The sequence below is a fragment of the Faecousia intestinalis genome, from assembly GCF_040096185.1.
Classification (GTDB): domain Bacteria; phylum Bacillota; class Clostridia; order Oscillospirales; family Oscillospiraceae; genus JAZOXB01.
Map to the genome: position 1 here is coordinate 1 of NZ_JBBMFF010000217.1, position 13,478 is coordinate 13,478.

The 13,478-nt window shown below is 60.5% G+C and carries 12 protein-coding genes; all 12 read right to left on the reverse strand.

What is annotated here, in order from left to right; translation table 11 throughout:
- Positions 1-330: 330 nt before the first annotated feature.
- The 12 genes from WMO66_RS07785 to WMO66_RS07840 all read right to left on the reverse strand — a co-directional run bounded on the left by WMO66_RS07785 (position 331) and on the right by WMO66_RS07840 (position 13,365).
- A complete protein-coding gene (locus tag WMO66_RS07785) occupies positions 331-1,125 on the reverse strand; it encodes a BtpA/SgcQ family protein (protein WP_349135857.1) in 795 nt (264 codons plus the stop codon).
- Positions 1,126-1,313: 188 nt separating this feature from the next.
- Complete coding sequence (locus WMO66_RS07790; protein ID WP_349135858.1) at positions 1,314-1,688, reverse strand: VOC family protein; 375 nt, start codon at positions 1,686-1,688, stop codon at positions 1,314-1,316.
- Between the two features lie 125 nt (positions 1,689-1,813).
- Positions 1,814-3,418, reverse strand: a complete 1,605-nt coding sequence (locus WMO66_RS07795; protein ID WP_349135859.1) for a PTS system mannose/fructose/sorbose family transporter subunit IID — start codon at positions 3,416-3,418, stop codon at positions 1,814-1,816.
- Positions 3,419-3,519: 101 nt separating this feature from the next.
- Positions 3,520-3,999, reverse strand: a complete 480-nt coding sequence (locus tag WMO66_RS07800; protein WP_349135860.1) for a PTS sugar transporter subunit IIB — start codon at positions 3,997-3,999, stop codon at positions 3,520-3,522.
- 80 nt (positions 4,000-4,079) lie between these two features.
- A complete protein-coding gene (locus tag WMO66_RS07805) occupies positions 4,080-4,874 on the reverse strand; it encodes a BtpA/SgcQ family protein (RefSeq protein ID WP_349135861.1) in 795 nt (264 codons plus the stop codon).
- 24 nt (positions 4,875-4,898) lie between these two features.
- The gene (locus tag WMO66_RS07810) at positions 4,899-5,348 is read right to left on the reverse strand and encodes a C-GCAxxG-C-C family protein (protein WP_349135862.1); all 450 of its coding nucleotides are present in this window, start codon (positions 5,346-5,348) and stop codon (positions 4,899-4,901) included.
- A gap of 12 nt (positions 5,349-5,360) precedes the next feature.
- A complete protein-coding gene (locus WMO66_RS07815; RefSeq protein ID WP_349135863.1) occupies positions 5,361-7,082 on the reverse strand; it encodes an FAD-dependent oxidoreductase in 1,722 nt (573 codons plus the stop codon).
- A 15-nt stretch (positions 7,083-7,097) separates the two neighbouring features.
- Positions 7,098-7,865: an SDR family NAD(P)-dependent oxidoreductase gene (locus WMO66_RS07820; RefSeq protein ID WP_349135864.1), complete on the reverse strand. Its 768-nt coding sequence runs from the start codon at positions 7,863-7,865 to the stop codon at positions 7,098-7,100.
- Positions 7,866-8,088: 223 nt separating this feature from the next.
- A complete protein-coding gene (gene ptsP / locus WMO66_RS07825; RefSeq protein WP_349135865.1) occupies positions 8,089-9,753 on the reverse strand; it encodes a phosphoenolpyruvate--protein phosphotransferase in 1,665 nt (554 codons plus the stop codon).
- A gap of 43 nt (positions 9,754-9,796) precedes the next feature.
- On the reverse strand, positions 9,797-10,063 hold the full coding sequence (locus WMO66_RS07830; protein ID WP_349135866.1) for an HPr family phosphocarrier protein: 267 nt from the start codon (positions 10,061-10,063) through the stop codon (positions 9,797-9,799).
- A gap of 46 nt (positions 10,064-10,109) precedes the next feature.
- Positions 10,110-12,908 (reverse strand): sigma 54-interacting transcriptional regulator, encoded by a 2,799-nt coding sequence (locus WMO66_RS07835; protein WP_349135867.1) that lies wholly within the window; start codon positions 12,906-12,908, stop codon positions 10,110-10,112.
- A gap of 37 nt (positions 12,909-12,945) precedes the next feature.
- The gene (locus tag WMO66_RS07840) at positions 12,946-13,365 is read right to left on the reverse strand and encodes a PTS sugar transporter subunit IIA (protein WP_349135868.1); all 420 of its coding nucleotides are present in this window, start codon (positions 13,363-13,365) and stop codon (positions 12,946-12,948) included.
- Positions 13,366-13,478: the final 113 nt, after the last annotated feature.

Consider the following 13,478-nt stretch of genomic DNA (forward strand, 5'->3'; position numbering starts at 1 on the left):
GAACTTCAGAAATCGGATCCTTTTCTGCAGCGGTGTACCGAAAAAACCGCGCCGGGGCTAAGCACCCCGACACGGTCCTGGATGATTGTGTTCTTTGCCTCTACCCCAACGATTGACATAGAGCCCGATAAATGCCGATCATGCCGGCAAGGAAAGGCAGCCCGCCTAAGCCGTTCAGCAGCGCAGAGTACATTCCGTTCTGCTAAATCCAGTTGGAATTCAGCTTGTCAAAAAGTGCCTGAGAGCTTCTCATAAACTGCGCGCCGCCCCGGTGGGTCTCCCGGGACGGCGCTTTTCTATCGATCTGAAAGGTGAATGAGGGGGCAAAAATCAGTTGAACTTGCTGTGGACGATCTCCATGAACTCCTTGACGAGCTTCGCGTCAACGCGGTCGCCGGTCTTGAAGCCGCGGCCGACGATAACGGCATCGCAGTACTCCATGTAGTCCAGAACGTTGTTCGGCTTCACGCCTGCGCCGACGATGATGGGGAAATCGCCCATCTCTTCGCGCATGGACTTGACGTCCGCCGGGGTGATCTTCTTGTTCAGGTCGTTCTCGGTGACGATGACAGCATCGGCATCGTGGCCCTTGGCATTGCCGGCCAGCTCGTTGATGGCGACATTCGGAACGCCATAGGTCTCGGCGGTGTGGACGTCAGCAAAGATCATGGTGTCGGACGGATAGTCCTGACGGATCTTGGCAAGCGGCGTGGAGCAGGCTTCGATGTAGCCGAAGGAACCGGCACGGTTGTCGACATAGGCCTCAAAGCGGATGAAGTCGGCGTCGACGGCGTAGGCCATGGCCCACTCCTGCACGAAGGCGTTCATCTCGATGTTGACGCCGAACGGGATCTTGCAGAACTCGCGGATGCGGGTGGCGATGCTGACCATCAGGGAATAGGCCTCGAGGGGGATCTCGGTGCTGTACTGGGGCCAATCGCTGAAGTTCTCGAGCATGATGGCGTCAACGCCGCAGTCGATGAGGGTGTGGGCATCCTCGATGGCGTTCTTCACGATCTCTTCCTTGTTGTTCTGGTAGGCAGCGTTGCCGGGAAGCGGCAGCAGGTGGACCATGCCGATAACTTTCTTCTTGCCATTAAAAAACAGCTTGCTCTTCTCGATCATTGTAATTTCTCCTTCGATGATTTTGGGCAGCACCGCACAATTCAGCGAGCGCATTCGGCGAGAGATTTTTTGTCGAGGCATGGTTTGAAAAGTGCAGGAATACTTTGTGTATTTCAATCTTTTCGAACCGAAGGATCGGCGAAAAATATCCGGCGAAGGCCAAAGATGTAATTGTGCGGTGTTGCCATTTAGCAGCAGACCTCGAGGATGTTGTCCTCAAACGTGATGGCGCGGACCTCATTGCCGCCGTTCGTTGCCGGCTCATAGAGGATGGTGTAGTTGGCAGCCTTGAACTTCGCGATGATCTCGTCGAGCTTCTCGCGGGAGTCGACCTTGATGCAGATATGCACAAAGCCGGTACGGTTCGGGTCCTTCTTCTCGTCGACGACAGTCGGCTTGGACATCAGCTCCAGCTTCGGGTTCTCGTCGAACTTCATGATGTAAGACTTGTAGCCGTCATCCTCTTCGTAGGTGGCATGGACCTGCGCACCGAAGAAGTCCTCAAAGAACTTTCTGGCGCCTTCCAGATCCTTGACAAACAGACCGACATTGCTGATTCTCATAAGAAATCCTCCTTATTATCAGCGGCAGAAACTGCCGCAGAATTGATGAATTCGGGGGCCGCCGACGCTGTCGGCAGTTTCCTGCCGACAGCAGTGTGGGCACAGCGGCCAGAGGTTTGCCTGAATTAGGCGATGACGCCGAGCAGGCCGAGCACGAAGCCGAGCAGCATCGTGCCGAAGGTGATGTAGGAGCTCTTGACGCCCTTCTTGGACAGGCCATAAACGCCCATCGTGAGAAGCAGCGGCATCATGTTGGGAAGGATCGCGTCAAACACGCCGGTCTGGAGGTTAAAGACCTCGACGCCCTCGCGCATCATGACGACATTCCAGTTGAAGGAAACATAGCTGCAGATCAGCGCACCGCAGACCGCGCAGCCGAGGATATTCGCAACCTTGACGACCTTGTCAAAAATGCCGCTCTCCATGAGCTTCAGAACAGCTTCGCCGCCGCTCTTATAGCCGACGTTCAGCATCCAGTAGCCGACACCATAGAAGATGGCCATGAACAGAACGGTGTAGGCGATCGGAGCCCAGACAGCGCCCTGCGTTGCGAGGTTGATGAAAATAACGGACAGAACGGGAAGCAGAACGACCTGAGACAGAGTGTCGCCGATACCGGCGCACGGGCCCATCAGGCCGGACTTGAGGGCGACGAACGCCTCGTCGGGGATGTCGGCGCCGGAGCGCTTCTGCTCCTCCATGGAGGCGCAGATGCCGAGGATCATGCCGCCGAAGTCATGGTCGGTGTTGAAGAACATGGACTGACGCTTCATAGCAGCGATCATGGCCTCATCATCGCCCTTGTAGATCTTGCGCAGCAGCGGGATCATAGCGGTGCAGAAGCCGAGGCCCTGCATTCTCTCGTAGTTGTAGCAGGACTCGCAGAACCAGTGCCACATGAACCAGGAATGACGCAGGTCCTTCTTGGTGAAATACTGATAGGAAAGATCGTTGTTCTGCTGGATGCTCTTGAAGCCGGCAAAATCGCTCTCCGTGAAGCCGACCATCAGGACAGCCACGATGAGGAAGATGAATGCCACAGCGATGGTGTTCAGGCCGAGGAAGCTCGTAGCAAGGAAGCCGAGGAACAGGAACCAGCGGGCATTGCCCTTAAAGATGGACAGCAGCATCATGCCGACGCCGACTGCCGGAAGCATGCCGCCCATGACGCTCAGTGCATCGAGGACACGGCCGCTCAGTGCATTCGTCACGCTGTCGAGGGCATTGGAGCCGAAGTACAGGATGACAAAGACGATGATGAAACGGATAATGGACTTGACAATGTACGGAATCCAGGTGTTTGCCCAGATAACGAGCTTGGACTTGCCCTGCTCGATCCACTTGTCAGCCAGAGGAATGAGCATGCACTGGCCGGTCATGGTCAGAACTTCGATCACAGCGCCGACAAGGCCCATAGGAACGGCCAGTGCCAGAGCGGTGTTCGTATCGAGGCCGCCGATCAGAGCGAATGTAGTACCCATGATACCGGCCATGCCGGAGTCAGCAGGCAGAGAGCCGCCGGCGGAGACGAGGCCGAGGTAGATGACGTTGATGGTCGCGCCGATGATCGTGCCCTGAACCGGGTTGCCGAGGATCAGGCCGACGACAAGGCCGCCAACGAGCGGACGGTTGATCGTTGCCCACTGGCCCATGGAACCAAACGGCCAGCTGATGTTCGAGAAGCAATAGAACAACGAGATCAGGCAAATTTGCAGGATACTGATATTCACAAGTTCTCTCTCCTTATTTCTATTTTGGGCTTCACCGCAAAAGCGGTGCCGCCTTTGGGTTCTGAGCTCCGGGAGCGGGGCTCAGGCGTGGGACCTGCCGTTTACTTCAACAGCTTCTTGACGTCTTCCTTCGCATCGGACGGGACCATCTGGCAGTAGACGTATACGCCGGCGTCCACAAGATCACGGAATGCCTGGATCTCGTCCGCGCTGGCGGAAATGCTCTTGTTGAAGTGCTTTCTGCCGGGCGCGCCGCCCATATTGCCGAGGATGATCTCCTTGATCTCGATGCCGCTTCGGACCATGGCCAGCAGAGGCTGCGGAGTCTTCGAAAGAACAAGAACCTTTTCTCCGGCGGGAGAATCTTCCTTCAGATAGGCGGCGGCATCTGCCTCATTCATGACCTGCAGCTCCACAACCTTGGGTGCAGCCGCAAACAGGATCCGCTTCAGGAACGCGTTTGAGGCGGAACCGGCATCGATGATGAGAATGACATTCGCGTTGCAGAGCTTCAGCCACGAGGTCATGACCTGACCGTGGATCAGGCGCTCGTCAACACGAGTCAAAACGACATTGCGCATGCTTTATACCTCCTTCCTTACATGATGAATGCTGGGATATGCTTCAGAGCAGCGGAGCTGCCCATAAAGACGCAAAGGGATCAGCGGCAGGCCTTGACGCTCTGCATGAGCTTGGCTGCCAGAGCCTCGTCGATGGGCTCCTCCGCCTTGCCGTGCGGCTTCATGGCCGAGCCGACGATGGCGGCCTCGACGAGAGACAGCTGGTCGGCTGCATTCTGCGCATTGACGCCGCTGCCCGCGATGAGCGGGAGCTTCGTGACTTCGCGCACGCGGCGGATGGTCTCGAGCGGAGAGGCGGAGCCGGTGTGCGCGCCCGTGATGATGAGGGCATCCGCGCCGCACTCCGTCGCCATCAGGGCACTCTCCTCGATGGAGATGGCGCTGCTGAGCATGAACGTGTGCTTCGTCTGGATATCGCACAGGAGAGCGATGTTCTCCGCGCCGAGCAGCTTGCGGTAGCGCTGCAGCTCTCTGGCGCAGGGCTTGACGATGCCGTCGGACGTCACGACCGTGTCGACGAACACCGGCACACGGATGAACGTCGCGCCGACAGCCACAGCGATGGCCAGACTCGCCATCGGATCACAGAACGCCGCATCAATGCCGACCGGGATGGTCGCCTCGCGCGCCACGACCGTGGCCACGGCGGTCAGGGCAGCCATCTGCTCCGGCTCGAGCTTCGTTCCGGCGGGATGGTCGCAGAAATTCTCGACGATCACGGCATCAACGCCAGCATTCTGCATGGCATGCAGATCGGCAAGGGCGCGGTCGATGACCTTCGTCATATCCCCGCAGTAATCCATCGTGCCGGGCAATGCCAGCGTGTGGATCATGCCGATGATGCTTTTCTTTTCCAATAAATCCAGTTTTGCCATTGGAAAAACCTCGTTTTTTAACTCTTATCGGATGTAACGGTCGCCGATCAGGGAATCCAGGATCCGGCAGGCCGATGCACAATAGCGTGCGCAGTTATCATAGGCATCATCCGGAGCGACGGCATCGGGATCAGCCTTGTCGTAACCGCCGAGCAGCTGTCGGCAGAGCAACGAGCCGTTCTCCTCCAGAAAACGCTTTTGGAATTCGTGGACCTTCTCGATCAGCAGCTTATCCGCTTCCTCCGCATTCGGCCGATCAAAGCCGAACACGATGCTGAGTGCCATGGCAGCGCCGGTCACTGCACCGCACGAGTCGCCGTGGAAGCAGCCGCCGCCGAGGCCTGCGCTCAGGCGGAGCGCCTCATCGCGGTCCATGCCGAGGCGGAATGCCGCATACGGGAACACACACTGCGAGCAGTGGAAGCCGTCCTCCATCAGCGCGTCTGCACGCGCCTCTGTCATCGTTTTTTCCATAGCTCCTCCCGCTCAGTCAAAGTTGTATGCGGTCACGATGGGCTTGCGGCCCTCGGACTTATCATGGAAATACTCGTAGAGGCTGATGCCAAGGAACGAGCCGCTGATGTTCGTCAGGTTGTGGTAGCCATGGCCGCGCAGGCAGCAGAGCGCGTAATAGCTCCGCTGGCTCGAGCGGCAGTGCAGGTACACGGGAACATCCTTCGGAATTTCCTCCATCCGCGCGCGCAGCTGCGTCAGCGGGATGTTATGGGAGCCGACGAGATGGCCCTCGGCGTACTCGCCCTCCTCGCGGACATCGACGATATACGCGCCGGACTCCACAAGGGAGCGCGCCTCGGACACATGGACCTGACGGAGCTGGCCCTCGAGCACATTGATGGCAACGAGCGCCGCCTGATTGACGGGGTCCTTTGCCGTGCTGTAGACCGGGGAATAGCACAGCGTCATGTCCTTGAGGTCATAGACGGTCGCATGCATGCGGATCATCGCCGCGATGACATTCATGCGGCCGACGACGTCGCCCTCCCCGATCGCCTGCGCGCCGAGGATCAGGCCCGTTGGGCGCTCAAAGATGAGCTTCAGGGACATATAGTGCCAATCCGGCATAATGCCGACCTTATCGCCCGGGAAGATCAGCACGCTGTCCGCGTGGAGGCCGGAGCGGGCGGCAAGTGCCTCGCTGATGCCGACGGCCGCGGCGTTCTGACCGAACACTCGCAGACACAGCGCGCCCGCAAAGCCGTGGTTCGGACTCGTGATGCCGCAGATGTGGTCCGCAGCGGCGCGCGCCTCGAACTGCGCAGGGCCGGCCAGCGCAAGCTTGCGCCAGACATGGGTCTGCGGGTCATAGACCTCGATCGCATCGCCGACCGCGTAGATATCCGGGTCGTTCGTCTGATAATTTTCGTTCACATGGATCGCACCGGTCTTACCGATCTCGAGCCCGGCCGCAGCCGCGAGCTTCGTCTCGGGGAAGACGCCGATGGCCAGAACGACCGCGTCGGCAGAATAGGTCTCCTGCGCGCCGTTCCGCTCGACCGTCACGCCCTGCTCCGTGATCGCCTGCACGTTTGTGTGCAGCAGGAGCTTAACGCCGTGGTCATCCAGCTCCTTGTGCAGGATCTGGACCATATCCTCGTCAAACGGCTGCAGGATCTGACCGGACAGCTCCGCCAGCGTGACGTCCTTCCCGGCCAGCTGCAGATTTTCCGCAGCCTCGATACCGATAAAGCCGCCGCCGACCACGAAGACACGCTTCGTCTCGGGCTTATCCAGAAATGTCTTGAGCGCGACGATGTCGCGGACATTGCGGATGGTGAACACATTCTCACGGTCCGCGCCCTTCAGGGCAGGCGGAACGATGGGGTTTGCGCCCGGCGACAGGACGAGCTTGTCATAGGGCTGCTCATACGTCTCGCCGGTCTCCGTGCTGCGCACGGTGACGGTCTTCTTCTCGCGGTCGATGGACACGACCTCGGAATGCACACGCACATCGATGTCATGCTTCTTCCGGAAGGCCGTCGGGGTCATCATGATGAGGTCCTCGCTGTCCTCCACCGTGCCGCTCAGATAATACGGAAGGCCGCAGTTGGAAAACGATACGTCGCTGCCCTTTTCAAACACCACGACGTCCGCATTTTCGTTCAGGCGCTTGACGCGTGCCGCAGCCGATGCGCCGCCGGCCACACCGCCGACCACAACGACCCGGAGCTTTTCATTCTGTGCTGCCATAGGATCTCCCTCCGATCAGCCCAGCGTCATGCCGCCGTCGACCAGGAAGTTCGAGCCGTTGGCATAGGAAGCTTCCTCGGAGCAGATAAAGGCCGCGACATTTGCGATCTCCTCCGGCGTGCCCGGACGGCCCATCGGCCCAAGCGTAACATTCTCGTCGGCGTTGTCGAAGCCGACGTTCTTATAGCTGTCCAGAATGGTCGCCATCATGTTCGTCTTGACCCAGCCCGGCGAGATCGCATTGATGCGCACACCGTTGCCGCCGTTCTCGCTAGCGGCGTTCTTCGTCAGATGGATGATGGCCGCCTTGCTCGCGCCGTAGGCGCTTTCAAACGGATAGCCGACGACACCGGACACGGAACCGAAGTTCAGGATCGCGCCGTGCTTCTGCGCCTGCATGACGGGCAGAACGGTATGCATCATCAGGAAGGTACCGAACAGATTGACGCTGAGCACCTTCTTTGCATCGGAGAAGGAGTAATCCTCCACGCGGGCGCTCGGGCCGGGGATCCCGGCGGCGTTGACCAGAACGTCGATCCGGCCGAAGTGCTTTACGATCGCGTCGACCGTCGCCTTGACGGATTCTTCATTGGAAACATCGACCGCCGCGCAGAGGGCGCGGTCACTGCCGAGGCCGAGCTTGTCGGCCAGAGCCTGTACGCGGTCAACCGTAATATCCAGCAGCGCGACCTTCGCGCCGAGGTCTGTAAATTTCTTTGCCATCGCAGAGCCGATGCCGCCGCTTGCGCCGGTCAGCACGACCACCTGATCCTGATAGTTCATTGTGGCACTTCCCTTTCACACTGAAGTCTTGGGACTTTCAGAGGCGGCCTGTGCCGCCCGATTCTGACTTTCCCCTACGCCCTATTTTATATGCAATTTCCGTGCCACTACAGGTAGTAATTCGTGGGCTTTTTTCGGTCCGGTTCAATTTTTCTGTCGGAATGTTCAAAAATCAGCTGATTTTTCAGCATTTTTCCGTCAGAAAACCGGAAAAACATTTTTCTTACGGATGCAGAAGTTTTTCTGCGGCCTGACGGCACTCGTCCATCGTCAGCCCGCTCAGGAGCTTGCGGACGGGCGGAACGCGGCGCGGGCTCATGGAAAGCTCATTCACGCCCATACCAACAAAGGCCGGGGCCAGCTTCGGGTCGCCAGCCGCCTCGCCGCACATACCGCAGGGAATGTGCCGCTCTGCAGCAGCCTGCGCCGTCATGGCGATGAGCCGCAGCACAGCCGGATGCTCCGGCGCATAGAGGTGTGCCACAGCGGCGTTGCCGCGCTCGACCGCAAGCGTATACTGCGTCAGGTCGTTCGTGCCGATGGAGAAGAAGTCAACTTCCTTTGCGAACTCCTCTGCCAGAACGGCGGCTGCCGGGATCTCCACCATCATGCCGACCTTCACAGGGCCGGTCGGAACGCCCTCCGCCTGCAGTGTCTGCTCCTGCTCACGCAGCAGGGCCTTTGCCTCGCGGAGCTGATCCATGGAGCCGATCATCGGGAACATGACGCGCACGTCGCCATAGGCAGCCGCACGGAGAATGGCGCGCAGCTGCGGCCGGAAGATCTCCGGATGGCTGAGCGTCATGCGGATGGCGCGGAAGCCGAGGAAGGGATTGTCCTCATGCGGCAGCTCGAGCGTCGGCAGCTTCTTGTCGCCGCCGACATCCAGCGTGCGAATGATGAGTGGCTTGCCCGCCATTGTCTCCGCCGCCGTGCGATAGGCCTCAAACTGCTCGTCCTCCGTAGGAAGAGCGTCGCGGTCCATAAACAGGAACTCGCTGCGGAACAGGCCGACGCCGTCCGCGCCGTATTTCATGGCCTGCTGCGCCTCCTGCGGCGTGCCGATGTTCGCGCAGATCTCAAGCGCCGCGCCGTCCTTCGTCTGTGAGGGGCAGGTGCGGAAGGCCTCGAGCGCCTGTGCTTCGCAGTCGGCCTGCGCCTTGCGGCTCTGATAGCTCGCCGTCTCCTCATCCGTCGGGTCGACGGTCAGGGTACCGTCCGCGCCGTCGAGGATGGCCATATGTCCGTTCAGTGCCTCTGTCTGCCAGCCGTCGATCCCGGCAGCGGCCGGGATGCCGAGCGTGCGCGCAATGATGGCGCTGTGCGCCGTCGCGCCGCCGAGCCTCGTGGCGATGCCCTTGACGTGGGCCGTATCCATGCGCACGGTGTCGGACGGCGTCAGCTCCTCCGCCAGCACGATCACATCGCCCGGCAGCACGGACAGGTCCTGCCGCCCGCAGCCGAGGCAGATGCGCAGCAGCTGCTGCTTGAGGTCCTCGGCGTCCGCGGCGCGCTCTGCCATCAGCTCGTCGCCGAGGGAGCGGAACATCTGCGCCAGCTCGTCGAACTGGTCCGTGATCGCTGCGGCGGCATTCTGCTTCTGCTCGCGGATGCGCTGGATGATCGGCTCCCGGACGGAGTATTCGTCGCCGAGGATCGTCAGGTGGGCGTCGAAGATCTCCGCCTCCTGCTCGCCCATCTTCTCCTTTGCGGTCTCATAGAGCCCGCGCAGCTCCTCCTCCGCAGCCGCCAGCGTTGCTTCGAGCTTTGCGACCTCCGCCTCGGCGTCAGCCGCAGGCTGGCGCGAAATCTCCGGGAGCTTCGGCGTAAACAGATGGATCTGCGCCATGGCGAGTCCCTCCGACACGCCCTTGCCTTGCCATTTCATGATGTTCCTGCCACCTCACTGTTTCATTCGTACAAAATCGGTCTTATTCGCCCAGGCCGGAGTTCACGGCGTTCACCATATCCTGCAGCGCCTGTGCCTCATCCGTGCCGTCGGCGACCAGCTCGATCTCCGTACCGCACTTCACGCAGGCGGAGAGCACGGAAACGATGGACTTGCCCATGTAGGTCTTGCCGTCCTTCTTGATGAGGATGTTGCAGCCCGCGTGACGGACCGCTTCCTTCACAAAGGCGTTTGCCGGGCGCGCATGCAGGCCCGACGCATTCATGACTGTAACTTTCTGACTGACCATGTTTCATATCTCCTGTTTCAATTTTCGTATTTTGACGTGCCGCAGCTCATTCGAGCGTCTGCGGCAGCGACAGCATAAAATAGAATGCCTCGGCCCGCGGGATCTCCTGACCGAACGACGCAAACGACGCCGCGATCAGGGCCTGCAGGCGCTCAAACCATGCCGCGTTCTGGCGGATGAGTTCCTCGTGCTCCGGCTCCATCGCGAGCGGATTGCCGTTGACGATGCGCTCCAGCATAGACGCCGCGTGCATGAACAGCCGCACGCGCACATCCTGCGGCAGGGCCCGCCGGTAATAGCCGGTCTCGAGCTGGCGCGTCATGGTCTCGATGCAGTCGATGGCCAGCTGCTGCTCAACATGGGGCGCGATATAGCGCAGGCTCTGCGCCAGCAGGCTGATCGTCTCGCCGCCGGAGGTCTCCTCCTGCCCGGAGAGCATCTGCTTGGTGTCCATGCCCCAATCGTCCACGATGGAGGCGATGGCCATGATGCCCTCCCGGCTGAACACGCGGTCCGCCGTGATGAACGGCACGCCGGGGATGTTCGGCTCCACCGTGCCGACCACGAGCCGCAGGGAGCTTCCGTACTGCTCGGCCAGCTTTTCCACGCTGTCGAGCGCGCTGACCGCGACGACGTGCAGGCGCGGGATATAGGCAAGCCGCTTCTGCAGGATCTCCTGAATGGTGCGGGCGCTGCCGATGCCGGTGATGCAGGTCGACAGAATGACCTTTTCCGGCGTCTGCTCCGCGTACTTTTCCCGCAGCGCGGGCAGATCGAGGCCGGAGGTCTGGAACAGATGACTCATCTGCCGGAAATAGGCCTCTATGATCTGGTCGCGCAGCGCATTGAGGTCCTGCTGCGCCGGATGCAGCGTCAGGCGGCTCGCCTCAAGCAGCAGACGCTGCTCCAGGATGGGAATGACCCGGCACGGCACGCCCGTCGCCTTCGTCAGCTCCGGCTCCAGCGTGGTGAGCACCTTCATATCCGTGAAGATCAGGTTGCCCGCCTCGCCGTGGAATGTTGCGATATGGTCGCACAGGGACTGGAACAGGCTGCCGCCCCGTGCGGAATCCACCCAGTGGACGTGATTTGTGTCATAGACGGCGTTGAGATGGCGCGCCATACCGGCCGCCACGCCGTCGCTGCCGGAGGCCAGCGTCAGCCAGACCGGCGGCTTCTCCCGCTTTTTGCCCGCCTGACGCAGCAGGACGGCAAGGCAGTTCATCTCGTCGGTCGAGATGTGCACCTTGATGGCCTGCGCCAGCCACTGCCGGTTCTCCCGCAGGAAGTCCAGCTCCGCGCCGTAGCCCTGCAGGCCGCCCCGCACGCTCAGCGGGAAGGCCGGCTGCTCTGAGCGCATGCGGCTGACATACTGGCTGAGATGCATGGCAAGCAGCGTCGCCGCAATGGACGGATAGACATGGTTGAGCGCATAAGAGGCACGGCTGAGAAACTCGCTGCAGATGCCGATGCTGCCGGGGAACAGCACGCTGTCGAGCAGGCTGCGGTCGACATCCGGGGCCTGCAGGGCCCGCTCCATGTCCACATAATAATTATCGATCTCCGCAGCAATGATCTGCTGCAGATTTCCGGCGTCATGGTGCTGCTCCTGCTCGCCGGACAGGCGCGATTCCACAAAGTCATAGACATCGACGAACGAGGCAACGTCCGCCGCGCTGCTCTGGATGCGCTGGTTCGGCACGACAAGATCCTCCGCAAAATGCAGGTCGCCGTGCGCGTATTTTTCCGTCTCGGCCGAGACGTTATAGGTCTGGAACGAGAGGTCAGAAAACGTGACCGCGATCTCCCCCGTCCGGTTCCCCGCAACGTTCTCGCGCAGGAACGCCTTGGCACAGGACAGCTGCACCAGATTCTTCAGGACGCCCAAATTGGAATGCAGCGAATAGTCCAGAATGCTGTTGAGCGCGCCCTTCTGGATGCGCAGCGTGCGGCCGATGTGGGCGGCCTCCTCTGCGTAAAAATGCTCCACCAGCTCCTGCCGCTCCTTCATCGGGCGGTCCGAGAGCGTCGGCATGGAGATGAGCACCGGCATACGGCGCAGGAACGTCTCGAGCAGATCGGTCAGCGGCTTTGTTGTCGCGCCGATAAGCATGAAGCGCGAGGTGCGAGGCGTATTGTCGCCGACGCGGCGGAACACGCCCGTGTCGAGCAGGGAGAAAAACATCTCCTGCCCGGTCGATGACAGGCCGTGGATCTCGTCGAGGAACAGAATGCCGCCGTTTGCCTGCTCCACAAGACCCGGCTTATCCTCGAGCGCGCCCGTGAACGCGCCCTTTTTATAGCCGAACAGGTGGGACAGCAGCAGCTGCGGATTGTCCGCATATTCCGCGCAGTTGAACTCCACGAAGGGAATCGGTGCATGCGCGCCGCAAAGTGCCTTCGTCTCCTTTGCGTATTCCCAGATCGTTCGGGCAAAATGGCTCTTGCCGCTGCCGGTCGAGCCGGTGATGAGCATATTCAGGCCGTTCGGGGGATAGGCAACGGCCGCCATGGCGACCCGCAGCTGATATTTCAGGCTGCCGTCCGCGCCGACAAGGCCGGAGAACGCCCGGTACTGTCCGGTCTCCTCCTCTGCCTGCGGCAGCTCCTCCTGCACGGCCGGCTCCGGCCGGATGTCCGCCGTCTCCTCCGATGCGGGGAAGAAACGCACGTTTTTCTTGCCGACCCGCCGCAGCTTTCCCTCTGCGACGAGCTTATTGAGCTCGACTGCGGCATCGTTGCGCCAGATGCTCAGGGCATCCGCAACGGCCTGCGCCGTCACGCCCTGAAAATCCGGTGTCTGTGCCGCTTCCAGGACAAATTGTAACACATGATCTCTGCGCATGTACTGACCTCCCTTCCGCAGAAATTATGTACCCTGCTTACGGTTCGAAAAAGCTCTTGATATTGACGACTGCCGCCTTGGCGGATTCCTCCAGCAGGGCGACTAGCTCGCTGCCCTTCATGGCCTCGCGCATGGTCATCGCCTCCAGCAGGACCGGCAGGTTCATGCCGCACAGGCCGGGGAATTCCTCGCCGCCGCTCTTCATCATCATCTGATTGAACGGTGTGCCGCTTGCCAGGTCGAACAGAACGATCGAGCCCTCGGGCATCTGCTTGAACGTCTGCATGGCCTTCTCGCCGTATTCGTCAATGCTCGCGTTCTCCAGCAGCGGCAGCGCCACCACGTTCACTGCCTCGCCGCCGATCATCTGGGCAGACTCGAGCAGAGCCTGGCAGAACGGGCCGTGCGACAGCAGCAGGATGCCCGGGATGTTCTCTACAAAGTTTTCTTGTTTCATCGGTTTGCACCTCCCTGTGCCTTTCTATTATAGCAAATTTCATGCCACTACGAGTAGTATCAACCGGAAAAATTTCGATACGGGGCGGATGCCTTGACATCCACCCGGCGAGC